At 46.0% G+C, this 23,555-nt stretch carries 25 protein-coding genes and 3 pseudogenes; 21 read left to right on the top strand and 7 right to left on the bottom strand.

Going from position 1 to position 23,555, the window contains the following annotated elements:
- Positions 1–238 precede the first annotated feature (238 nt).
- The 10 genes and pseudogenes from V7K38_RS05580 (at position 239) to V7K38_RS05535 (ending at position 10,208) form a co-directional block, all read left to right on the top strand.
- Positions 239–844: a DsbA family protein gene (locus V7K38_RS05580; RefSeq protein ID WP_334856091.1), complete on the top strand. Its 606-nt coding sequence runs from the start codon at positions 239–241 to the stop codon at positions 842–844.
- A 59-nt stretch (positions 845–903) separates the two neighbouring features.
- The gene (locus V7K38_RS05575; protein ID WP_334856089.1) at positions 904–3,690 is read left to right on the top strand and encodes a PAS domain-containing protein; all 2,787 of its coding nucleotides are present in this window, start codon (positions 904–906) and stop codon (positions 3,688–3,690) included.
- A complete protein-coding gene (locus tag V7K38_RS05570; protein ID WP_334856087.1) occupies positions 3,687–4,316 on the top strand; it encodes a response regulator transcription factor in 630 nt (209 codons plus the stop codon). Before V7K38_RS05575 ends, V7K38_RS05570 begins: the two co-directional genes overlap by 4 nt.
- A 208-nt stretch (positions 4,317–4,524) precedes the next feature.
- Positions 4,525–5,091 (top strand): DsbA family protein, encoded by a 567-nt coding sequence (locus V7K38_RS05565; protein WP_334856086.1) that lies wholly within the window; start codon positions 4,525–4,527, stop codon positions 5,089–5,091.
- 105 nt (positions 5,092–5,196) lie between these two features.
- A complete protein-coding gene (locus V7K38_RS05560; protein ID WP_334856085.1) occupies positions 5,197–6,006 on the top strand; it encodes an alpha/beta fold hydrolase in 810 nt (269 codons plus the stop codon).
- A gap of 82 nt (positions 6,007–6,088) precedes the next feature.
- A pseudogene (locus tag V7K38_RS05555) lies at positions 6,089–6,703 on the top strand (Dps family protein).
- A 229-nt stretch (positions 6,704–6,932) separates the two neighbouring features.
- Entirely contained in the window at positions 6,933–7,682 is a 750-nt protein-coding gene (locus V7K38_RS05550) for an SDR family oxidoreductase (protein WP_334856084.1), read from the top strand.
- A 19-nt stretch (positions 7,683–7,701) separates the two neighbouring features.
- Positions 7,702–8,358 carry an MOSC domain-containing protein gene (locus V7K38_RS05545; RefSeq protein WP_334856083.1) on the top strand — a complete coding sequence of 219 codons (657 nt, stop codon included), beginning with the start codon at positions 7,702–7,704 and terminating at the stop codon, positions 8,356–8,358.
- Positions 8,359–8,538: 180 nt separating this feature from the next.
- Positions 8,539–9,105, top strand: a complete 567-nt coding sequence (locus tag V7K38_RS05540; protein WP_334856082.1) for a ferric reductase-like transmembrane domain-containing protein — start codon at positions 8,539–8,541, stop codon at positions 9,103–9,105.
- A gap of 77 nt (positions 9,106–9,182) precedes the next feature.
- Positions 9,183–10,208 (top strand): WD40 repeat domain-containing protein, encoded by a 1,026-nt coding sequence (locus V7K38_RS05535; RefSeq protein ID WP_334856081.1) that lies wholly within the window; start codon positions 9,183–9,185, stop codon positions 10,206–10,208.
- Positions 10,209–10,398: 190 nt separating this feature from the next.
- Here V7K38_RS05535 and V7K38_RS05530 read toward each other — a convergent pair.
- Positions 10,399–10,590: pseudogene (locus tag V7K38_RS05530) on the bottom strand (transposase); the annotation flags it as partial.
- A gap of 120 nt (positions 10,591–10,710) precedes the next feature.
- Between V7K38_RS05530 and V7K38_RS05525 the strand changes: the two are divergent.
- The gene (locus V7K38_RS05525; RefSeq protein ID WP_334856080.1) at positions 10,711–11,667 is read left to right on the top strand and encodes a SidA/IucD/PvdA family monooxygenase; all 957 of its coding nucleotides are present in this window, start codon (positions 10,711–10,713) and stop codon (positions 11,665–11,667) included.
- Between the two features lie 7 nt (positions 11,668–11,674).
- On the opposite strand, the gene V7K38_RS05520 is transcribed toward V7K38_RS05525, so the two are convergent.
- Positions 11,675–11,830, bottom strand: coding sequence for a hypothetical protein (locus tag V7K38_RS05520; RefSeq protein WP_334856079.1), 156 nt, complete (start codon positions 11,828–11,830; stop codon positions 11,675–11,677).
- A gap of 56 nt (positions 11,831–11,886) precedes the next feature.
- On the opposite strand from V7K38_RS05520, the gene V7K38_RS05515 reads away from it, so the two are divergent.
- The 5 genes from V7K38_RS05515 to V7K38_RS05495 all read left to right on the top strand — a co-directional run bounded on the left by V7K38_RS05515 (position 11,887) and on the right by V7K38_RS05495 (position 15,324).
- Positions 11,887–12,348 (top strand): hypothetical protein, encoded by a 462-nt coding sequence (locus V7K38_RS05515; protein WP_334856076.1) that lies wholly within the window; start codon positions 11,887–11,889, stop codon positions 12,346–12,348.
- Between the two features lie 166 nt (positions 12,349–12,514).
- Positions 12,515–13,510: an alpha/beta hydrolase gene (locus V7K38_RS05510; RefSeq protein ID WP_334856075.1), complete on the top strand. Its 996-nt coding sequence runs from the start codon at positions 12,515–12,517 to the stop codon at positions 13,508–13,510.
- Positions 13,511–13,851: 341 nt separating this feature from the next.
- Positions 13,852–14,247 carry a DUF6130 family protein gene (locus tag V7K38_RS05505; protein ID WP_334856073.1) on the top strand — a complete coding sequence of 132 codons (396 nt, stop codon included), beginning with the start codon at positions 13,852–13,854 and terminating at the stop codon, positions 14,245–14,247.
- A 140-nt stretch (positions 14,248–14,387) separates the two neighbouring features.
- Positions 14,388–14,867 carry a nuclear transport factor 2 family protein gene (locus tag V7K38_RS05500; RefSeq protein ID WP_334856072.1) on the top strand — a complete coding sequence of 160 codons (480 nt, stop codon included), beginning with the start codon at positions 14,388–14,390 and terminating at the stop codon, positions 14,865–14,867.
- Positions 14,868–14,919: 52 nt separating this feature from the next.
- The gene (locus tag V7K38_RS05495) at positions 14,920–15,324 is read left to right on the top strand and encodes a DUF302 domain-containing protein (RefSeq protein ID WP_334856070.1); all 405 of its coding nucleotides are present in this window, start codon (positions 14,920–14,922) and stop codon (positions 15,322–15,324) included.
- Here V7K38_RS05495 and V7K38_RS05490 read toward each other — a convergent pair.
- Positions 15,294–15,446: a hypothetical protein gene (locus V7K38_RS05490; RefSeq protein WP_334856068.1), complete on the bottom strand. Its 153-nt coding sequence runs from the start codon at positions 15,444–15,446 to the stop codon at positions 15,294–15,296. The genes V7K38_RS05495 and V7K38_RS05490 overlap by 31 nt on opposite strands.
- A 196-nt stretch (positions 15,447–15,642) precedes the next feature.
- On the opposite strand from V7K38_RS05490, the gene V7K38_RS05485 reads away from it, so the two are divergent.
- The 4 genes from V7K38_RS05485 to V7K38_RS05470 all read left to right on the top strand — a co-directional run bounded on the left by V7K38_RS05485 (position 15,643) and on the right by V7K38_RS05470 (position 19,504).
- Positions 15,643–16,290, top strand: a complete 648-nt coding sequence (locus V7K38_RS05485) for a cysteine hydrolase (protein WP_334856067.1) — start codon at positions 15,643–15,645, stop codon at positions 16,288–16,290.
- A gap of 28 nt (positions 16,291–16,318) precedes the next feature.
- Positions 16,319–16,684 (top strand): hypothetical protein, encoded by a 366-nt coding sequence (locus V7K38_RS05480; RefSeq protein ID WP_334856065.1) that lies wholly within the window; start codon positions 16,319–16,321, stop codon positions 16,682–16,684.
- Between the two features lie 378 nt (positions 16,685–17,062).
- Positions 17,063–18,481 carry a mercuric reductase gene (locus V7K38_RS05475; protein WP_334856064.1) on the top strand — a complete coding sequence of 473 codons (1,419 nt, stop codon included), beginning with the start codon at positions 17,063–17,065 and terminating at the stop codon, positions 18,479–18,481.
- 72 nt (positions 18,482–18,553) lie between these two features.
- The gene (locus tag V7K38_RS05470) at positions 18,554–19,504 is read left to right on the top strand and encodes an L-lactate dehydrogenase (protein ID WP_334856062.1); all 951 of its coding nucleotides are present in this window, start codon (positions 18,554–18,556) and stop codon (positions 19,502–19,504) included.
- A 205-nt stretch (positions 19,505–19,709) separates the two neighbouring features.
- Here V7K38_RS05470 and V7K38_RS05465 read toward each other — a convergent pair whose 3' ends face one another.
- Both V7K38_RS05465 and V7K38_RS05460 read right to left on the bottom strand, forming a co-directional pair.
- A complete protein-coding gene (locus V7K38_RS05465; RefSeq protein ID WP_334856061.1) occupies positions 19,710–19,847 on the bottom strand; it encodes a hypothetical protein in 138 nt (45 codons plus the stop codon).
- The gene (locus V7K38_RS05460; RefSeq protein WP_334856060.1) at positions 19,834–20,274 is read right to left on the bottom strand and encodes a hypothetical protein; all 441 of its coding nucleotides are present in this window, start codon (positions 20,272–20,274) and stop codon (positions 19,834–19,836) included. Before V7K38_RS05460 ends, V7K38_RS05465 begins: the two co-directional genes overlap by 14 nt.
- A 199-nt stretch (positions 20,275–20,473) precedes the next feature.
- Here V7K38_RS05460 and V7K38_RS05455 point away from each other — a divergent pair.
- Positions 20,474–21,611 (top strand): annotated as a pseudogene (locus V7K38_RS05455) (IS630 family transposase).
- Positions 21,612–21,868: 257 nt separating this feature from the next.
- Here the strand turns inward: V7K38_RS05455 and gnd are convergent.
- Entirely contained in the window at positions 21,869–22,897 is a 1,029-nt protein-coding gene (gene gnd, locus V7K38_RS05450) for a phosphogluconate dehydrogenase (NAD(+)-dependent, decarboxylating) (RefSeq protein WP_334856058.1), read from the bottom strand.
- A gap of 272 nt (positions 22,898–23,169) precedes the next feature.
- Entirely contained in the window at positions 23,170–23,469 is a 300-nt protein-coding gene (locus V7K38_RS05445) for a hypothetical protein (protein WP_334856056.1), read from the bottom strand.
- Between the last annotated feature and the right edge of the window lie 86 nt (positions 23,470–23,555).

The following is a 23,555-nucleotide window of genomic DNA, read 5'->3' as shown; positions in this document are numbered from 1 at the left end:
ACTTATGCCTGGGTTAACTATCATATTTTGGTCTGTGAGGCAATCAAACCTGAGTTTGATTCGTTCTACTCCCTCAAATTGACTCATCCTCAATCATTTTGTTGATTAAAATACAGACCCGGAATTGACGACAAGCCTAAGCAAGTATCATACATTAACCTCATATAAATAATTATAGGCTTGAAGGAAAGAAATTTCAGAGTGTACGCGATGGATCTCTTTTTCTCAAAGATTTAAAATGAGCGATGTTATTCCTGACGACACACCTGGCGACACTTGCGGTAACTGCGAAGCAGAGCGCAATCAATTAATTGTACCTCCTTCTCAGCAAGACCATCGACAAGGATCGTTGAATGCTCGCGTTGTGCTTGTTGAGTATGGGGATTATCAGTGTCCCCAATGTAGTGAACTTTATACCTCAATTCAGGCAATTCAACGCCAGCTTGAGGCGACCTTATTCGGGAGAGATTCTCTATGCTTTGTATTCCGACATTTTCCTCAACCTCAAATCCATCCTCAAGCTCAAAAGGCAGCAGCAGCGACAGAAGCAGCAGCAGCACAAGGGCAGTTTTGGCAGATGCACGAGATGCTATTGAAGCATCAGCAAAAGCTAGAAGATGGGTATTTAGCAGAATACGCTGACAATTTAGGGCTTGATGTAACTCAGTTTATTCGAGACATCGCCCAAAAAGTGTATGTCGATCGCATCAATCAAGACATTGCTAGCGGAATGGATAGTGGGGTGATTAACACTCCAGCTTTATTTATCAATGGTGTACGTTACAGAGACGCTTTAGAGCTTGAGCCACTACTTGTTGCGATCGTTGGAGCTTCTCATGGCTAGTATTTTCGTCAATAAATGGACTAACGTGCGCGAACTGCCATAAATGAGGAATCTGATTGATGAGCAGTCTTCTCAAGCAAGTTGTAGCTCAAGTTTCCAGAACGGTGCCATTACAGACGGTTTTGATTGTGCCGTTTGTGCTGCAAACTTTGGTGACGGTCGGCTTAGTGGGGTATTTTTCCTTCCAAAATAGACAGGAAGCCATCAACGATCTCGCCAGTCAACTGCGGCGCGAACTGACGAACCGGATCGAAGGCAAACTACAAACCTATACCGAGATACCCCATAATATCAATCGGCTCAATGCCAGCACCTTCGCTCAGGGAAAAATTGACCCTAGCGCAGTCAAAGGTGAGTTTCCACTCTGGCAGCAAATTCAGATTTATCCAATGGTGAGTGATATCTACTGTGGCGATCGCAAAGGTTCTCTTCTAGGGGTGCGACGTAGCCCTGCCGATGGCTCAATTGAACTGCGGTCGAGTAATGTTGCTACAAATCGTAAACTCTACGGCTACAGCCTTGATCGCAATGGTCAGCGAGACCAGTTAATCAGTCAAGGCAACAAAGCCTTCGATGCGCGGGTTCGTCCCTGGTATAAAGCAGCAGTGACGGCAGGCGAACCAATCTGGAGTGGAATCTATGCCGACTTTGCTAGCCAGTTGCCAACTATCACTGCCAGTACGCCTGTCTATAGCATTGCTGATCGATCGCTGTTAGGGGTCTGCGCCACCGATGTATTTTTGCCTAATGAGATGAGCCGTTTTTTGGCGAGCCTGCAAATCGGCAAGACAGGCATCGCCTTTATTCTAGAGCGATCGGGGCAACTGGTTGCCACCTCCACCGGAGAGGCGATTATTAGTAGTGGGGCGGCGGCAAATCGATTGTCCGCAGTTGAGAGCCATAACCCTACTGTGCGAGCTACAGCTGCCTATTTGCGCGATTATTTTAGGGATTTATGGCAGATCCAGACTGCGGAACAGCTTGATTTTAATTTCGATGGTAGGCGGCAGTTGCTTCAGGTGGTGCCATTCAAAGATACTCGTGGGCTAAACTGGCTGATTGTCACGGTGTTGCCTGAATCCGATTTCATGGCAAAGATTAATCAGAGCATTCAGACGACGATTCTGCTTTGTATTGCGGCTTTTCTGCTTGGCATTGTGATCTGCATTTTGATTGCCCGATGGATCACTAAACCGATTGCCAGCGTCAGTCAATCGGCAAAAGCGCTAGCAGACGGTGCATGGGAGCAGACGGTAGAAATTGAGCGCTCGGGCGATTTGGGCGAACTGGCTCGATCATTCAACCAGATGGCACAGCAGCTTCAAATCGCATTTGCCAAAATGCAGTCTTTAAACCAGACCCTGGCCCAAAGTGAAACCCGCCTCCAGAAAATTTTAGAGTCGGTTCCGGTAGGAATTGCGGTTCTGGACGCAACAAGTCGCCTTTATTACACGAATCAGAAAGCAATCCAACTCTTGGGCAAGGGCGTGCTACCGTCTGTCACCCCAGAGCAAATTGCCGAGGTCTATCAACTCTATGTGGCAGGAACCGATCGCCCCTACCCAACCGAACAACTGATGATTAGGCGAGCGCTAAAGGGCGAACAGGGCAGTGTGGATGATATCGAAATTCACCAGGGGAATCGCATCATTCCGATCGAAAGTTGGGGAACTCCAATTTTTGATGAGTCTGGCAACATTCTGTATGCGATCGCAGCCTTTCAAGACATCACCGAACGTAAACAAGCAGAGAAGCTTTTAGCAGAATACAATCGCACCCTAGAGCAACAAGTTGCAGAACGAACGACAGCATTGCAGGCAAACGAAGCAGAGCTACGCGGTGTCTATGAGGAGCTTCGCTTACAGGAGCAGGAATTACGACTGATTGCCGACGCTCTACCCGTTCTGATTAGCTATGTAGATGCCAATCGCTGCTTTCAATTTATCAACCGTACATATCAGGTTTGGTTCAACCGTAGCCGTGAGGAAATTTTGGGCAACCCTGTTCGCCAACTGCTCGGTGAGGCGGTTTATGAACGGATTGAGCCGTATATTAATCAGGTGTTTGCAGGGCAAACTGTCCCTCTAGAAGCAGAAATCCCTTTTCCTGATAATAAACGGTGCATCAGCGCGACCTTTATTCCTGATTTCGATGACAATGCTCAGGTAAGAGGTTTCTACAGTCTCATGACAGACATTAGCGATCGCAAACGAGCTGAACATACTTCTATCTTAGAAGAGCGTAACCGGATGGCGCGAGAAATTCATGATACACTCGCTCAATCTTTCACAGGTATTCTGCTTCAAGTTGGAGCAACACGAGTGTCGGTGGACATCTCGGAAGCAACCCAGGTATATCTGGAAATGATTGATGAACTAGCACGCACTGGGCTGGCAGAGGCACGGCGATCTGTAGCAGCACTCCGTCCGCAACTATTGGAAGAGGGCAATTTAGAGAGCGCCCTGCACCGCCTTGTGACCCAGATGCGATCGACGATCGATACGGTTCTGATTTACGAGACTCAGGGGACAGCCTATTCCTTACCAGCCGATGTGGAGAATAACTTACTCCGAATTGGGCAGGAAGCATTAACTAATGCGATTAAATACGCCTATGCCAGCGAAATTCGGGTTGAGTTAGTGTACAACCAGACACAGTGCAGCTTATGGATTAAAGATAATGGACAGGGCTTTGGAGTGGGTAGCGCTCCAGTAAGGAGTGGTTTTGGCTTATTAGGAATGAGCGAACGGGCAGAGCGCATTGGTGCCCAACTAGCGATTCAAAGCCAACCGGGACAGGGAACAGAAATTATTGTCACTATCAATCGAGAGAGAGAATTACGATGAGCCAATCCACTACGATTCGTGTTCTGATTGTTGATGACCATGCCATTGTCAGAAAGGGATTGGCAACCATCATTGATTCTGATCCAGAAATGACCGTGATTGCTCAAGCCGAAGATGGGCAACAAGCGATCAACTTGTTTCGAGAACACCAACCCGACATCACGCTAATGGATTTACGCATGCCCAAAATGGCAGGGGTGGAAGCTATTCTAGAGATTTGTGCTGAATTTAAGCAGGCCCGGATTGCGGTACTCACGACCTATGATGGTGATGAAGACATCTATCGTGGCTTGCACGCAGGTGCTCACGGCTATCTGCTTAAGGATGCTAAACCTGGCGAGCTTTTGAATGCGATTCGCGCCATTCATAGTGGTCAGAAATATATTCTACCAGAAGTGGGGGCAAAATTATTGCAGCGAATGATTAATCCAGAACTCAGTGGGCGAGAGTTGGAAGTGCTCCGTTTAATGGCACAAGGAATGAGTAATCAAGAAATTGGGGCTGCTTTGAGTATTGGTGAAAGCACCGTTAAATCGCATGTAAATCGGATTTTAAGCAAACTGGGAGTGAGCGATCGCACTCAAGCCGTGATTGTTGCCGTTAAACGCGGGCTTGTCAGTTTATAGGTTGTACTTTAGTTGGAATTTGAATACCAACTTTAGTTGGAGCCAACTCTCCATAGTGAGATGGACTGCTTCACCCATCGCTCGCTCATACAAAAGTGTCAACTCTAAGTGGATGACAAGTGGAGAGTCAACTACTTATATTGAACTCATGCAAACACTAACAGCAACTGAGTTGTAAAGTTTAAGTTTGCTTTACCCGAACCGAAAAATGGTTTACGATCCCGATCGTAGTTCTTTATTCGTCCCACCTTCAACGCAAGATCATATTCAAGGTGTGTTAAGTGCTGTTGTGGTACTTGTAATGTATGGGGACTATGAATGTTTTCAGAGTGCAAACGTTTATCGGTTGATTAAGGTTGCCGGGCAACAATTGAGTGCTTCTTTTGGAGAAAATGATTTGGGTTTTATCTTCCGTCATTTTCCCCAAGAACAGATTCATCCTCATGCTCAACGAGCGGCGGAAGCGGCGGAAGCCGCAGCAGCTCAAGGACAGTTTTGGCAAATGCACGAGATGTTGTTTGTCCATCAACAAGAGTTGGAAAACGGTTATCTGGTTGAGTATGCCAATCGTTTAGGACTTGATATTTGTCAATTTTTGCAGGATTTATCTAGAAGAGTGTATGTCGTTCGCATCAATGCAGATATCGAAGGTGGACTGCAAAGTGGAGTGGAGGCTGCACCCGCTTTGTTTATCAATGGAATTCGCTATCTTGATCGCTGGACTCTCGATCAAATAATAGCAGCCATCGTCGCTGCAAGCGATCAAGGTTTTTGATGCTCATCTCAACGAGTATTTCAGTGGGGAGTAGTTCATAACTTTTATACGGACGACAAGAACCAGAGATTTGAGCAATTTAGCAAGAATACAGAGGCGATCGCAATGATGCTCTTTACATGGAAAAAAGTTCAAAAATTGTTGCTATGGTTATTTGCATTAAGTGTTGTCGTTGGAATATCAATGCATCCAACATCAGCCACCTCCAAGGAATTACCTCAAGCGTTTAACTCTAAACCTGCGATCGTTCTCGTTCATGGGGCTTATGCTGATGGTACATCATGGCAACACGTCATTCCATTGTTAGAGCAGGATGGCTACAGAGTGACTGCTGTGCAGATTCCGCTCACCTCGCTTGCTGATGATGTGGCAACGACGAAGCGGGTGATTGATGCTCAAAAGGGTTCTGTTGTTGTAGTCGGACATTCCTATGGTGGAAATGTAATCACGGGTGCGGCGGCTGGCAATCCACAGGTGAAAGCTCTGGTTTATGTTAATGCTTTCGCCCCAGATGTCGGTGAAAAGACGAGTGATTTAAATAAAAGGTACGCAGCACCTCCGATTAGTACGGCGATCGTGTCTGATGCTGCAAACTTTCTTTATGTTGATCGCGAGAAGTTCCATAAATTTTTTGCCCAGGACGTATCAGAGGGTGAGGCGCGAGTGATGGCAGCAACCCAAAAGCCAATCGCTAGCGCAGCCTTTGAGCAATCACTGAATGAAATCGCTTGGAAAACGATTCCTTCCTGGTTTATTGTGACTCAAAGCGATCGCGCCATCAACCCTGAACTTCAACGATTTATGGCAAAACGGATTGGTGCTAAGACAACCGAAGTTAACTCCAGTCATGTTCCTTTTATCTCTCATCCAAAAGAGGTTGCCAAAGTGATTGAAGCAGCAAGCACGGCTCTGTGAAGTAATGCCAATTTTAAGAGAAGCAGTTTCTCGGTACATACAAATAGAACAGACCTAATTATTGACTCTAGGAGATCCGCTCGTGCCGATTCAAAATACAGATATCACTGAAGTCGATCGCAGCCAACCCTTATTGCATCAACATGGATATGAAATTCAGCAGTATGGTACTCTGCGTGATTTGCCAATTGTTCTCAACCCCAATGCCCGCAGCGAAAGCTGTGTTTTAGTCAATCAAATTTTGGCAGATACGATTATTCTCTATCACCTTTATAAGAAGCATCACTGGTTGATGCGCGGACATACGTTTTATCAACTGCATCTGTTGCTCGACAAACACGCCAGTGAACAAATTGAGTTAATTGATGCACTGGGTGAACGGGTACAAACACTGGGAGGTGTGGCGTAGACGCTTTGCGGCTTGTCGTCAGACATCGCTGATCCGCGTCATGTGGCAGAAGTCACTAAGATTAAGCGTCCGCCAAACGGCGTTGAGGAAGTACCCGTAATGTTATCGCGGTTACTGGAAGCCCATGAATTGATCGTTGGGGAATTGAGAGTGGCGATCGATAAAACAGCAGCAAATCAAGATAGTGGCACTAACGATTTGTTAGTGAGCCAAGTCCTGCGAACTAATGAGACGCAAGTTTGGTTTCTGGCAGAACATTTGGTGGATACACCATTGGTACGCAGTTAAATTCAGCGTTCGGGTGTTGTAAATGAATAACTAACAGTACTTCAGCGATCGCTCTTTAAATCAGTTCATTCTTGACTCCATTTATCCATTGTAGATAACAAGTCCTTGCCCCAACTGGTTCCAACAATGAATGAAGGGTTAAATCTACTGTTCTTAAAGCTATGATGCAACAGAACCGATAACACTTCAATGGTTCACACAAATCCAGAATCCCCATCAGATTAACATAATGAAAAAACTAGAAGGAAAAATCGCCCTTGTCACGGGTGGCAATAGTGGTATCGGTCTTGCCACAGCTAAACAGTTTGTTGCTGAAGGAGCCTATGTCTACATCACGGGTCGTCGCCAAGCCGAACTGGATGCTGCTGTAGAAGCCATTGGTAAAAATGTTACGGCTGTACAGAGTGATGTTTCTAATCTGGCAGACCTCGATCGTCTGTTTGCCACCATTAAGCAAGAGCAAGGACACCTCGATATCATCTTCGCTAATGCTGGCGGTGGACAAATTGCCCCACTTGGAGCAATTACTGAGGAACACTTTGACAAAACATTCAACATAAACGTCAAAGGTTTGCTGTTCACCGTACAAAAGGCACTGCCACTGTTGCCAGAGGGCGCTTCTATTATCCTGAATGCTTCAACTACTTCTATAAAAGGTACGCCAGCTTTCAGTGTTTACAGCGCCACCAAAGCCGCCGTGAGATCATTTGCTCGGAATTGGATACTCGACCTCAGAGAACGCAAGATCCGAGTGAATGCCATTAGCCCTGGTGTGGTTCCGACTCCTGGTTACGATCATTTAGGACTGAATGACCAGCAGTTGCAAGAATTTGTGGATAGCCAAGTCAGCGCCATCCCACTGGGACGAGTCGGCAAACCCGATGAGATTGCCAAAGCCGTTGTCTTTCTCGCTTCAGCCGATAGCAGCTTTGTGAACGGCATTGAGTTGTTTGTCGATGGCGGTATGGCACAGATTTGAAGTCCAAAAGGAGTTAAAGATGAAGCTGATCTCTGTTAATGTCGGACTGCCGCGTGAAACGAACTGGAAAGGGAAAACGGTTAGCACTGGAATTTTCAAAGAGCCAGTCAATAATAGAGTAATGTTGCGTGAACTCAACTTGGACGGCGATGGACAGGCTGATCTAACCGTTCATGGTGGTTTAGAAAAAGCAGTTTATGTCTATCCCTTTGAGCATTACGACTACTGGCGAGATGAATTGCCTGACACTGAGTTAACGCCAGGAATATTTGGTGAAAATTTCACTGTTACAGGATTTAAAGAAGAGGAAATTAACATTGGCGATCGCTTCCAAATCGGCAGTGCTGAACTAATGGTGACTCAACCGCGCTTACCTTGCTACAAACTAGGGATTCGCTTTGGACGAGCGGATATGGTGAAACGATTTCTCGCCAGTCGTCGCACCGGATTTTACTTTCGGGTTTTGCAAGAGGGCGAAGTGGTCGCTGGAGACACTTTAGAGTTGATGAGTCGAGATACCAACAATATCACCGTTGCTGATATCACTCAGCTTTATGTTCGTGAGCAAAACAAAAACAATCCAGAGTTACTGCATCGTGCAGCTCAACTCCAAGCGTTACCCGAAAGCTGGCGGGACTACTTTCAGGAGCAGATTCGTCGTCAGGATGTGAGATAGATCAACATGTCGTAAAACGCCATCATGTCACTCGATCTCAAAACAATACCTTCGCCAAAAAAAGAGTATGAACAGAGAGGACTGATGTAGTAAAGATCGGCTGGAATCGTCAAAAAATGACCAAATAAAAAATACCTACCTTTATAAGGGCTTTTAGTGAAAAATTAAGGAGGATTGGTCATGGCAGCAATCGATACAGCACCGTTAGAAAACAGCTTGGGATTTCTAGCTTTAGGAGCTTATATTCTCACCTTAATGCCCACGAATCTCAGAATCATTTTTCCTCAAACTAAACAAACGAACCTTCCCAAATGGCTGTTAAAATATCGACGACTTATCGGTATTCTGGCTTTCTGCTTGGCTTTGCTTCACGGTTTCCTCTTAGTGAAAAAGAGAGACCTTGATTTTTTAGATCCCAATACTTATTGGATTTATATCCAGGGTATATCTACCTTCATAATTTTTACCCTATTGGCAATTACTTCTAATGACTGGAGTGTCAAAAGACTGAAAAAAAATTGGAAGCGATTACATACCCTGACTTACTTAGCCATGTTCCTGCTCACTTGGCACGTTTGGGACAAAATGTCAGAGCATTGGAGCTATTTAACCCCGATTGCGCTAGTAGGGATTGTTACGACAACTCTTTTATTTCTGATGCGACGCTGGATTGAATATCGAAATAAACAACAAAAAGCGAGAGAAAAAGCCTTATCATCTCAAATTCCAGAAAAAATTACTGCCTAGTACCGCTAGTTTCCGACACCGTTACGCAGTGGGTCCAAGTCAGATTATTCTCCCACTCGCACAAGGAATGTCCTGTTATGAGATCGAAACAAATTACCTGGAAATCTTCAGCAGCATTGGCAATCAGCACCCTAACGATCTTGGTTGGTAGTAGCAGTTGTGCTAGCCTATTGTCTTCCTTCCGAAACGCTAGTGTTGCTACTATCTCTGTTGCAACCACTCAACCCTTACGTACTGTCCAAGGAAATTCAACTTGGGTTTACGCGATCGCAATCAGCCCTGATGGACGCTTCCTTGCCAGTGGCAGTTACGATAAAAAAATTAAAATTTGGGATTTGCCTAGTAACACCTTACTCTACACTTTAGAAGGACACGGCGATGCAGTGGTAAGCCTTGCCATCAGTCTAGATAGCAAGCTGCTCGCTAGTGGCAGTTGGGATAACCGTATTAAACTCTGGAATTTAGAGACGGGGCAACTGCTTCGTACCCTAGATGGCCATACAGATGATGTAGAAGCCGTTGCCATCAGCCCCAACGGAAAGTGGTTAGCCAGTGGTAGTGCTGACACAACCATCCGCATCTGGAACGTGCAGACTGGCGTACAAGTTCATCAGTTATCGGATGGAAAGTGGGTAAGAACTGTTGCTTTTAGTCCAGATGGGCAGACCTTAGCTAGTGGCAATGAGGGTGGTACACTCAAAATTTGGCGGCTCATGGATGGTGCTGTTCTAAAAACCTTGAATGCTCATTCACAAGCTGTGCGCTCAGTGACTTTTAGCCCTGATGGACGGACTTTAGCGAGTGGCAGTGCTGATAGGACAGTCAAACTCTGGCAAATGCCCACTGGTAAATTGTTGCACTCCCTAATTGGACATTCAGGAGTTGTGTGGTCAGTGGCTTTCAGTCCCGATGGCAAGATATTAGCTACTGGTAGCAATGATAGCACTATCAAGTTATGGGGGTTGCCTGAAGGCAAACTCTTGGATAATTTGATCGGGCATGAGCGAGGCGTGCGGTCAGTAGTTTTCAGACAGCATGGAAACATGATAGCTAGCAGCAGTGCCGACAAAACCATCAAACTCTGGTCTCTTCCTAAAGAGTGACAAGAAGCTTTCAGAAAGAAGATCGACTATTTCTGATTCTGTTGAACGGTTTAAATTCAAAAGAGTAAACGCATGACCACTTATCGCACAGTATCGATCGATAGTTTAGATATCTTTTATCGTGAAGCTGGTTTTCGCGATCATCGCTTTCTAACCACTCACGTTGCGGAGAACACCATGCTAGAGGGTGTTATGCACTTTGCGAATTCAACTGTGCAAATCGCTTGAGCATAAGAACAGCAAAGGCAACCAAATGCAAACCCACCAATGTTTCTGCCAGTCGCTGATAATCTCGTGCTAAACGGCGAAACCGAGCTGTACATGCAAAACTGCGCTCTACTACCCAACGATGTGGTAGCAACACGAACCCTTTTCTAGCTTCTGACAGTTGTCCATAACACGTTCTAGCGAATCCAAACCCACGAACAAAAACCTAGTAACAGCTTAATTGTCTACTATTCCGATTTTTTCATCCATCGCAACGATATCTGAGGAGATCGACATGACAACAACGAGCAATTCCGATTTTGCTGCCCGCGAGGCACTACGCCTGCTCGGTCCCGATCCTGAAAACTGGGTGCCCGATCGCCCTGGCATCGATCGCAATGTCACTATAATAGGTGGCATCGGTAGCGGTAGCACCTTTGTATTTGCGCTACGACGTGCTGGGATCGGTCGCGTGACGGAGATCGATGCAGCCGATGACGAGGCTCATGCAGGCGTGTGGTTGACGCGAGCGCGGATGAGAACGCTCCGCACACCGAAACATCTGCCTGGTCCAGAACTAGGCATCCCAGAATTATCCTTTCAAGCCTGGTACGAAGCGCGGCACGGTGCGGCAGCTTACGCGGAGATCGATCCCATTGGGCGAGTGACTTGGGCTGAGTACCTCAGTTGGTATCGGCATTTCCTGGGTATCCAGGTTCGTTACCGGACGAAGTTGGTGCGGATTGAACCAGTCGCAGGTTTCTTCCGCCTACACCTTGAGGTAAACGGTGTCCCGCAGGTAGAGACTACGCGCAAAATTATCTTCGCCAATGGCGTGGCTGGTACGGGTGGTCCGTACATACCTCCAATACTGGCTGACTTACCCCGCACATTGTACGCACATACCGCCGATGCCATCGATTTTGAAGCACTGCGCGGTAAGACTGTGGCGGTGCTGGGTGCGGCGGCTTCAGCTTTCGATGCAGCAGGAGTGGCGCTGGAATCAGGAGCTAAGGCAGTACATCTATTTGTACGGCGATCGGCGATCGCATCTCTGTCAGTCCTTCGGGTACGGGATTACCCTGGTGCTTACGACAACTATCCCCAACTACCCGATGCAGCCCGCTGGTTCCAGGCTAGGGTGTTGACTCTGAACCCTTTACTCCATAAGACTTCATGCAAAAAACATGTCGCATGTTTTTGCGGGGAAGCGCCTGGAAAAGCCGCTTCCCCGCAAACAAAAGTAGCATAAATAATTTTCAGGGAAATTGCCTCAAAACACCCAAAGTCAACACCCTAGTTCCAGGCTTGGCGCTTTCATCAAGCAGGCACCGCGCCACCCCCGAACTCGATTGAGCGAGCGATCGCTTTCCCGAATTTTCACATCCATCTATCTGCACCTTGGAAATCGGCACGGAAACTGGGCGATTGCGCGGAGCGCAGTGCCGGAGGCAATCGCATTGCTATCCAGGTGAACGATGATGTTTTCGAGTTTGATTTTGCGATCGCTGGCACTGGTTACTTCGTTGACCCAACAAAGCGTCCCGAGCTAGCCGACTTTGCCCAGCATATTGCCCTCTGGCGCGATCGCTACGAGCCACCAGAAGGACTGCGCGAGGACGGTTTGGGGGCACATCCTTACCTCGGTAGCGCCCACGAATACCAAGAAAAAGTACCTGGCACTGCCCCTTATCTGAAAGACATTCACGTATTTAATCCTGCTGGTTTGGTCAGCTTCGGATTGCCAGTTGGTGACATCCATAGCATCCGCCGCGACGTACCTGCAATAGTATCGCGCATCAGTCACGACTTGTTCTTTAAGGACTGGGCGCATCATGAGGCACGTATCACAGGCGATATTGCCCCCGATTTTGAGAACTCGCTCTATGCTGCTGCGGTGTGGAAACAACCGATCGAGGTAGCGACCCGCTAGGTGGACAACTTTTTCACCAGTAACAAAGAATTCCGGCTGGAAAACGATGTCGGTAGAAAGTGATTGCCATTCTACAATCACTGCTGAATCAAGTATCACTGTTAAATCAATTCACTTAACAGTGTCATTTCAACAGATTGTTTATTACTTATCAAAGGAGAATGTCATGGTTGCTCAAACAAATTCGCCAGCAGCAAAAATTTTGGAAGTTGCAGACGATCCACGTCTTTCCAGTGGGGTGAAGGAATTTTTGAAAGTGCTGAATTCAGGAGGTGTGCCGCTAGAGACACTCACTGCACTCGAAGCACGTCAAGTACTCGTGGATGCACAGGCTTCTGTTCCAGTAGACCTTTCAGGCATTGAAGAGTCTGAGAAGAAAATTATCGCTGACGGTTTTTCGATTACGCTCAATATCGTGCGACCAGAAGGTGTCAAAGGCACATTGCCTGTTTTCATCTTTATTCATGGTGGTGGTTGGGTGTTGGGTGATTATCCAACACACAAGCGCATGGTTCGCGATCTGGTTGTGCTTTCAGGGTTTGCAGGGGTCTTTGTCAACTACACGCGCACGCCAGATGCTCAGTACCCACAGGCGATCAATGAGATTTATGCTGCGACCAAATGGGTTGCCGAACATGGTGAGGAGATTGGGGTGGATGGCAAGAATCTGGCTGTGGTCGGCAACAGTGTCGGCGGAAATATGACAGCAGTCACTGCTTTGAAGGCAAAAGAAAACGGAGGGCCACACATCAAGCTACAAATCATGATGTGGCCAATCGTCGATGCCGATTTTGAAACGAATTCTTATCATCAATTCGGTGACAAACGGTACCTAACCGTACCCACGATGAAGTGGATGTATGACCTGTACATCCCTGACCCAGAAAAGCGCAAAGACATCTACGCATCTCCCTTACAAGCGACGGTTGAGCAACTCAAAGGCTTGCCTCCAGCATTAATTGCGGTTGCAGAGAGCGATATTTTGCATGACGAAGGCACAGCCTACGGACGCAAGCTCGATGAAGCTGGGGTAGAGGTGACAACGGTGCAGTACAACGGCATGATTCATGACTTTGGACTGCTCAATGGTTTAGCCGAGTTGCCAGAAGTCCGCTCTCTGTTTGTTCAAGCTGCTGCTGAATTGAAGAAACATCTGCAATAGGATGCGATCGATGTTTTTGGGGAAAGGAAAAGATGCTCTTCCATCGCTTTGCTGCTTACCGAGTTAGCGTAGGGGAAAAGGGAAAAGCGGAATGGCACTAAGTAAGTTAAGATACAGCCCTTGCCCTGACTGGTTTTCAGCCTGGAGGCTGGGAACCCATTCTGGGAGGCTCTGCCTCCTCTTTCTTGACGAGAGGCAGAGCCTCTCTGAATACATTCCCAGTCTTAAGACTGGGAACGAGACTAAACAAGCCTTTGGGCTTTTCTTGGTGCCATTCGACTCTGCGCCGTTTCACCTTTAAATGGATCGTAATACAAACTACTCTCAGGTAATTACCTGCTATGAACAGCCACACACCGAGCGCTAGGGACATTATTGGATCATCACCGTTGATTGCGATTGAAAACGAAGCACCACCCAAGCTGATTGTCGCTCCACCGCTTCCCGAACCGTTAGCACAAGGACGCGTCTTTATCCAGTACCGGACGGAGAATTTGCGTGTGTTGCCAGTGTTTGGCAAAGGTGCTCTCGAAGTATCGCCGCGCATTGGGCATATCCACATCACTGTCGATGATGCGCCGTGGCACTTTGTTAATGCCAGTGGCGAAACTATTATCCTGGTCGGACTGGAACCTGGTCTGCACAAGGTGCTGATCGAACTAGCTGACCCCACGCACAAAGTAATCACCAGTGAAACTGTGAAATTCACGCTGCCCGATCCTAAGAAATCATCATGAAAAAACTAGACGGAAAAATCGCAATTGTGACGGGGGCATCTGGGGAAACGCTGCACATCGCGGGTGGTAGTCATTGATCTGTATTAATCTCCAAGAGTTGCCTCTCGGAACGAGAATTGCTATTCTACCACTTACATACTATGAATAACCCTGAAAATCCTCGACTACCCCTGCCGCCTTTTGATAATGAATCCGCTATCCAAAAAGTCCGAATTGCAGAGGATGCTTGGAACACACGTAACCCGGAACTAGTATCACTCGCTTACACGTCGGATAGCATTTGGCGCAACCGCTCAGAATTTCTATCTGGTCGTGAGGCGATCGCACAATTCTTGACACGTAAGTGGCTTAAAGAATTAGACTATCGTCTGATAAAAGAGCTTTGGGCTTTTCAAGACAACCGCATTGCTGTCCGATTTGCTTACGAATGGCATGATGATTCTGGCAACTGGTTTCGCTCTTACGGCAATGAGAATTGGGAGTTTGATGAACATGGATTCATGCGATGGCGTATTGCCAGCATCAACGACTTGCCAATTCACCAAAGCGAACGCAAATTCCACTGGATACTAGGTCGTCGTCCTGACGATCACCCCGGATTGTCAGACCTCAATCTTTGAAAAGCCCAACGACCATATCACCCAGTTTTTATCCTACAAGAAGTCCACTGCTATGAATGCAAACAACGGCATCATTAGCCAGCTTAGTCAATATTCAGTGCCTGTAACCATTGATCGATTAGAAGCCGTCCTTCAAGTAAAAGGCATCACCATTTTTGCTCGTATCGATCAACAGGCTGAAGCCGAAAAAGTCGGACTAAGCCTGTGTCCTACACAGTTGTTGCTGTTTGGCAACCCGAAAGCCGGAACTTCCCTCATGGTGGCAGAACCAACGATCGCTCTGGATTTACCCCTGAAAGTACTGGCTTATGAAGCGACTGACGGCAAGGTGTGGGTGAGTTACAACGATCCTAATTACTTAAAACAGCGATTTTCTCTCTGTGATGAGTTGGTGAAAAATATCGCTATCATTGCACCTTTAATCCATCAAGCACTTAGTTCCGCCGATCGCAAATAAGTTGCAGAATTAGCACGCGATCGCACCTTGGCGTTTTTGAAACAGCATTTAGGTAGTGGTGTCAAAGTTTGAAATGGGGCGACTACTGCCAGATAATTCGCCCACCGCGATCGCCCTGGCAATCAAGTATTCTGATTTTGAATCACTGGGAAAACGCTGTATATCGCGGGTGGTTTTTAAGACAGGACTTACGCAAAATCATGAAAAAACGAACCACAGAGGGCGCAGAGAACACAGAGAAATAAGAGTTTCAGAGAGTTCTTGCGTAAGTCCTATAAGAAAGAGAACGGTGAAAATCAACAAGCAAGAAGAAAAACCATGAACATCAACAAGAATGACACCGCAGTAGTCGTCATTGATCCGCAAAACGATGTCTTGAGCGAAAAAGGGGTTTCCTGGGATTTGGTGGGTGAGAGTGTTAAAGATAATAAGACCATCGAAAACATTGAGCGAATCTTCAAAGCCGCGAAGCAGAATGAATTCGAGGTTTTTATCTCCCCGTACTATTACTACCCCACTGACCATAATTGGAAATTTGCCGGCAACCTAGAGCAAATGATGCTTGAGGTTAAGGAGTTCGATCGCCGTGGTGCATTGACCCTCGATGGATTCCTGGGATCGGGTGCTGACTGGCTCGATCGCTATAAGCCCTTCATTGAGGATGGCAAGACGATTGTGGTCAGTCCCCACAAAGTCTATGGGCCGCAAACCAACGACCTCGTTTTGCAACTGCGTAAACGCAATATCAGCAAAATCATTCTACTTGGAATGTTGGCAAATCTTTGTGTTGAAGCTCACCTACGCGAATTGCTCGAACAGGGATTTGAGGTTCTTGTCGTTAAGGATGCAACAGCAGCCCCTCGGCATCCGCAACTGGGTGACGGCTATAAGGCAGCACTGATCAACTTTGGGTATATCGCCAATGCAGTGCTTTCTACAGATGAAGTTGTAGCAGCAATGAATTAATATCAAACTCATGAATTTTACAACACTTATGAAAACATCCGCGTTACTTTTTGCTCTGCCAATCAGTATCTTAGCTAATTTTTCCTTACCTGCTTCTGCTGATTCTACTGCTGGCATCGTCCTGAGTACGAAATGCCGGGGTGGGTACAACGTAAATATTTGGCAGAAATATACTTCAGGCGAACTGCTTTATCGCGCCACTAGTCCCAACGGTAATTTAAATTTGGGCAAAGGAACTAGCCAAGCGACTGAAGGTGTTCGAGTGTATAAGTTTCGGAGTGGAATTTATCAATACTGGGTGTGGGATGGCACGTTAGATAATCCGCAGTCTGGAACTTTAGAGGTGTATAAAAACAACCGTATCTTGATGAAGCAAGCTTGTAAAAAAAGTTGAATCTTCTAGGGGGTGTTAGCACTTTTTGGAAACCCAGCTAGTGGTCTATGTCATTAGTTTTGATAGGTGAATGAGCTTTTTAATTTCTCTTTTTTCTATCTTCCTTTGTGTTCTTCTCTGACGAGACGCTGCGCGAATGCGTCCTTTGCGGTTCGTTTTTTACCCATCAGAATTAATGACATGGACTACTAGTAGTCTGTCAAATTCATTTTGACGGTTAAAGAGACGCGATAAATCGCCGTCTCTACAGGGAATTTATCCATTAATTATTTATTGACACAGTACTACGTTATCGCTAAAAGCCTCTTAGTCAGCCAGTTTTTCTGAAATTCATAACACATTCTAGAAATCTTATTCACCTTATCAAACTCAAAGGATATGGAAGTGGACACTCAACACTATGACGACATTATTATCGGCTGCGGCAAAGCGGGTAAAACACTTGCATCGGCATTAGTCGCTGACGGACGTAAAACCGCTCTGGTTGAACGCAGTTTAAATATGATTGGTGGTGGGTGCATTAATATTGCCTGCATTCCTACTAAAACTATGGTAGCGAGTGCCAATGTGGCAAACACAGTGCGAAACAGTGCTGCTTATGGGGTTCAAAGCAACACACCCACCGTTAATTTAGCAGAGGTGATCCAACGAAAACGAGCGGTTGTGCAAGGGATGCGTGAAATAAACTTGCACAATTTAGAAACAGCTCTCCATAACAACTTGATCGTTGGCACAGCAAGGTTTGTTGCTCCTAAAACGATCGCAGTAACGACGGCTGAGGGAAACAATCGCTTACTTACCGCCGAACGCTTATTTATTAATACAGGCACACGACCGTTAATTCCATCCATTCCCGGACTCGCTGAAGTTGAGTTTTTAACGAGTGAGTCGATTATGGAGCTAGAACACCTACCCGAACACCTGATCGTTCTCGGTAGTGGCTATATTGGTTTAGAGTTTGCCCAGATGTTTCGGCGCTTTGGCTCTGGCGTTACTGTTATTGGGCAAAGTGAGCAAATCCTGTCACAGCAAGATCCAGATATAGCGAGCGCAGTTCAAACATTACTGGAACAAGATGGTATTGAATTCTTGTTGAAGGCGAAGGTGTTGAGGGTTGTTCGCAAAGCGTCTCCTTTGGAGAATCGCACTGGTAATGAAACCATCCTGCAAATCCAAGTTGGCGATCGTGAAATCACCCTCCAGGGGTCGCATTTGCTTGTCGCCGTTGGTCGTGCGCCCAATATCGAGAGCTTAAATTTAGCTGCCGCTGGTGTGGCAACCGATACACGCGGATTTATTCAAGTTAGCGATCGCCTGGAGACGAATATACCGGGGATTTGGGCGTTAGGCGACATCAATGGGGGGCCGCAATACACTCATATATCGCTCGATGATTATCGCATTATCAAAGCTAATTTAATTGATGGGGGCAACCGTAGTACAAGCGATCGCTTAGTGCCATCCTGTCTGTTCATCGATCCAGAACTGGCTCATGTGGGTTTGACTGAAACTGAAGCACAGCAACAAGGATATGCTATCCGCGTGGCGAAGGTGGATGCATTAGCCGTTCCTAGAGCGAGAACACTCGGTCAAACCGATGGACTGCTGAAGGCGATCGTGGATGCAGATACAGGTCATATTCTAGGGTGTTCTCTGTTGTGTCATGAAGCAGGTGAAGTGATTTCAACGGTGCAGATGGTGATGCAAGCTCAGATGCCCTACACCGTTCTGCGCGATGGTATTTTGACTCATCCCACGATGACCGAAGGATTAAATATATTGTTTTCCAAGTTGTAAAGAGACAGCCATTGCAGACCCAAGGACTTACCAAACAAACGACATTTTACTCTTGAAAAAAGTAGATATAGCATGATTAGTAAAACATCTAAAATCGGTATTATTGGTGCAGGTAATGTAGGTGCAGACGTTGCAAATGCTTTAGTCATACTCGGTAAATGTGTAAGGGTCGTCCTTTTTGATCGAACCTTATCAAAAGCTGAGGGGCAAGCATGGGATATTGAAGACAGCATTCCCCTACTTAAAGAGATGGAGATTATACCATCAAATCAATATGAAGATTTAGCTGATTCAGATATTATTATTGTGACTGTTGGGGTGCAACAAAAACAAGGACAGACGCGATTAGATACATTGAGCGACAATGCAGAGATTATACGTTCGACAATCAAAGAATTGGATCGAGTTGCACCGAATTCAATCGTACTTATCGTTAGCAATCCAGTGGATGTACTCACGCGGATTGCAATCGCTACTTCCACCAGAGCAGAAAACCTAATTTTCGGTTCGGGAACCGTTCTTGATACTGCTAGACTGAGATATCAACTTGGAAAGCGACTGAATGTTGCAAAACAAGACGTTCATGCTTATGTCATTGGAGAGCATGGAGACAGTGAATTTGTCGTTTGGTCTAGTGCATTTATTGGGGGAATTCTGTTAACTGAATTTCCTATACCACAAGGAGCAACGCTAGAACAAATTCAGCAAGAGTACGCACAGTTAACTCGTAAACGAGGCTATAACATTTTTGAACGCAAAGGAAATACAAGCTATGGTATATCAATAGTAGTTTGTCAGTTAGTTGATACCATCCTGCGGGATGAAAAGCAGATATTTTCAGTGTCAGTGAGAGCAGATTCTCACTATGGAGTTGGCAGTGAAGTTGTTCTTGGACTTCCATGTATCATCGGCTCAACAGGTATTGAGCGCCAACTGCTGTTATCAAGAAATGCCCATGAACAACGCTTATTAGAAGAATCAGCCAACAAACTCAATGAAGCTTATAATTTTTTGCATAATTAAAATCAAATTTAATGTGCATTTGTTTCAACCAATGGTCACGAAGTATTCAGAATTTTATAACCCGCAACTTGGGTTATCTAGTTGCGATCGGATTTCTACAGGAATATCAATTCGAGTTGAGTAAACGAACGATTTAGTGTCATTTTGCTTAGTTGTTGGAGCCATAAGTTCTACTCCCAATATGTTCTGGAAAAATGAATGATCGTTAGCTTAGTAATTTGCCCCGCAGCAAGAGCCGCACTGTCCCTAGAGCAATACTGCCGATCGCAATATTTGCGCCAATGAATAGCAGTAGTGCCAATTCTTGCATCACTCCAGTCATGCCGCGTTCAACAAGGCGCAAGGATGCCAGCGACAGGGCAGCAATGCCAAGAGTGAATGCCCAGTAGGAAGCTGTACTCCACGCTGCCAGTGAGTGCTTGTGTTGGATCTGACTCAGCTAGTAACACATCGTGATCATTGGCTTTTAGAATTAGGGGAATTTCACCTGCAAATTCTCGTGCTCCCGCTTCCAAAAATCCTAACGGTGCGGCATAGGCATTGCATCCTGCTGCGATCGCTAACTCAAAATGATAGCGAGGATCATAGGCTGGTGGATTGGGCGCAAAACTGCTAGCTGGCCCATGCTCAAAGCCTTGATCCACAGGCAGCATGACGACTTTACCAGTTCCAGCTAGTTTGCCATGATTCAGCAACCGGGCTAAATTAGTCAACGTTCCGGGATTGTCGCTGCCATACCAACTGAGAATTTCTTTTACTCGATGAGTCATTGTGTTTCTCCTAAAATTATTGTTCGGTAAAACTTTTTTCCTTTCCTTTCTTCTCACGACATATCTTGCCAACAGCGTCGGCAAAACCGATGCACCTGATGGTGACGAATGTGACGTAGGAGTAAACTAGTAGTCTGCCAAGGCAACGTTGCTGGGTAGGCCCTGTTTTTGATAAGCTACTGAAAAATCAGGGAGTAGCATGGTAAAAAAGTACATTGTGGACTTAAATGAAGATGAAGTTTCTCAGGTGCAAATGCTAATTAAAAAAGGTAAACAAGGCAAGAGCCATCACTCGCGCAAACATTCTTCGTAAGGATTCTGAGGGAGAAATAGATCAAGCGATCGCAGACAGTGTTCGAGTCCATATTTCAACAGTGGAACGAACGCGAGAGAAATTTGTCATCGGTGGGTTAGATTTTGCACTTCTTGATGAACCTCATCCACCAAAGCCTCGTAAACTTGAAGGAAAGGAAGAAGCATTTCTCATTGCAACAGCTTGTTCTGCTCCACCAATTGGACGGGTACGATGGACAATGCAACTTTTGGCAGACCACTTAGTAAAAGTTGGTATTGTTGATTCGATTTCTGACGAAACAGTTCGTCAGACTCTTAAAAAAACGATGTCAAGCCGTGGTTGAAAGAACAATGGTGTATTCCTGAAGTAAATGCAGAGTATGTGTTGCGGATGGAAGATATATTGGATTTGTACAACGAACCGTATGATCCTAAACGTCCAGTAGTCTGTTTTGATGAATGTTCATATCAATTGGTAGAAGAAGTAAGACTTCCATTACCACCTGAACCGGAGCAACCAGAACGTTATGATTTTGAGTATAAACGCAATGGTACAGCTAATTTATTTGCTTATTTTCAACAGTGGAGCGGGCTGGCGACATATCGAAGTTACGCAGCGGCGTACAAAGGTAGACTTTGCAAAACAAATGAAAGATTTAGTAGATATTTATCACCGCGATGCTGATCTTATTCGTTTGGTAGTAGATAACCTTAATATTCATACTCCAACAGCCTTGTATGAAGTTTTTGAACCTCAAGAAGCGCGCCGACTTGTCCAAAAATTAGAATTTCACTATACACCAAAACACGCCAGTTGGTTGAATCAAGTGGAGATTGAGTTATCTGTTTTATCTCGTCAATGTTTAGAGCGACGAATCGCGGATATACAAACATTATCCTCTGAAGTTGCTACTTGGGAGAAACAACGCAATCTTCAACGTACAAGTGTCTATTGGCGCTTTCAAACTACAGATGCACGGAGGAAAATGGAGCGCTTATACCCGACTGTCTTACCCAGCAAAGTTTCCTTGGCAGACTACTAGAACAGCATAGACAGACTGTTTCATTCATTGCAGTGCTAAAGCGTTGATCGAAAACGCTTTTTGGGGATGTCTGCGGTATTGCTTCTCAAAATGAACTGTTCAACTGCGTTGGCAAATTTTTCCTCTTCGTAGGATGTCGTCACGTACTGAGCTTGCTTTTGCACCTCTACACTAACCATTCCAGCCGAACCGAGTTGCGCGATGATGTCGCAAAAGAAGTTAGAGGAAGTTGCTAGACTGAGGTGCAGTGGCGATCGTCATGATTTTATCTCCGCCTGCTGTTCTACGTGTCCGCCAAACTGGAAACGCATGGCAGACAACAGCCTATCTGCAAAATCATTTTCGCCACGTGAGCTAAACCGTTGATACAAGGCTGCGCTGAGTACAGGGACAGGAGTGCCTTCGTCAATGGCGGCGGCGATCGTCCAGCATCCTTCGCCTGAATCAGACACGCGCCCCCCAAAGCCTGATAGGTCTGGTTGTTCCAGTAGGGCGATCGCAGTTAGATCCAGTAGCCAGGAGGCAATTACACTGCCTCGTCGCCAAACTTCGGCAATATCAGGCAGATTCAAGTCATACTGATAGTATTCAGGATTGCGGAGGGGGGTCGTTTCAGCATTAGCCACACGGTTTTGCTTACCCACATTGGCGTGATGCAAGATATTCAATCCTTCTGCGTAGGCTGCCATCAAGCCATATTCGATCCCATTATGCACCATCTTGACAAAATGCCCCGCCCCATTCGATCCGCAGTACAGATAGCCTTCTTCAGCCGTACCGCCCACCTTTTCCCGCCCAGCAGTACGCGGAATATCACCCCGTCCAGGAGCTAATGATTTAAAAATGGGATCGAGATACTGAACCGTCATCTGAGATCCACCAATCATCATGCAATAACCACGCTCTAAACCCCACACTCCGCCACTGGTTCCCACATCTAGGTAGTGAATGCCCTTTTGCATCAGATCATTTGCCCGTCGAATATCGTCAATGTAGTAAGAGTTGCCACCATCAATTAAGATGTCGCCGGAATCAAGTTTTGCAGCCAGTTCCTTCACTATCTGCTCGGTTGGTTCTCCGGCTGGCACCATCAACCAAATTGCACGAGGTTTATTGAGCTTCTGGACAAAATCATCCAAGCTGTAAGTGCCGATCGCCCCTTCTGATATAAGCAGTTTCACTTTGTCAGGTGTGCGATTGAAGACCACACATTCATGGTTGTTTTGCAGCAGTCGCCGAACAATGTTCGCACCCATACGTCCCAGACCAATCACTCCCACCTGCATAATTTTTCTCCAATGTAATTCTCGTTTGCATACAGTCGGTTCTGATTAGAGATAAGATTCTGGTTCATTAACAGAACAGCAATATTTCATCCTTCCTGCTCAAGTACATCACCTGTGCAAAAGGGCTTACAAAATTTGCTTGATCGCTTGGCTCAAAATGTTCAATCCAGCTTCAACATCTTTCTCTAGATGGAGTTGACTCTGGCAAAGTCGCGTCCAGGGATATGCGGCAGACGAGATCGCAACTCCGTTCAATGTATTGTTTTATCGATTTATTTCTCAAATGTACATAATTGTGAGTGACCCGTTCCAGTAGGGGCTGAGATGACAAATCGACTCACACCTTGCTCCCACTTTGCGGTTGCATCAACGGTGTAAGGACTAGCGGTGCCAAACTGGTTAAGGCTGCTGGGTGGAGGGGTAAAAACCAGATGAAACTTACTTCCGCGATGGGAACCGCTAATTTGAGCAAAGTTCTCACCATCATTAGACTTCAAACTTCCGTACAGTTTGCCGGCAGGATCGATAAATACGAGTATCTGCCCCTGAGAACCGACAGTACGGAATGGCACTAAGAAAAGCTATAAACCTTGCTGCATAGGCATTACAAGTATTAATGCGTTAGTAGCAGTGGGCGCTTGGCTGCGATCGCTATTTT

Origin of the sequence: Nostoc sp. (genome assembly GCF_036917465.1) — a bacterium.
In the GTDB taxonomy this organism is placed as follows: domain Bacteria; phylum Cyanobacteriota; class Cyanobacteriia; order Cyanobacteriales; family Nostocaceae; genus Nostoc.
The sequence above is the reverse complement of the archived record's forward strand: the minus strand, read 5'-3'. Positions and strand labels throughout refer to the sequence as shown.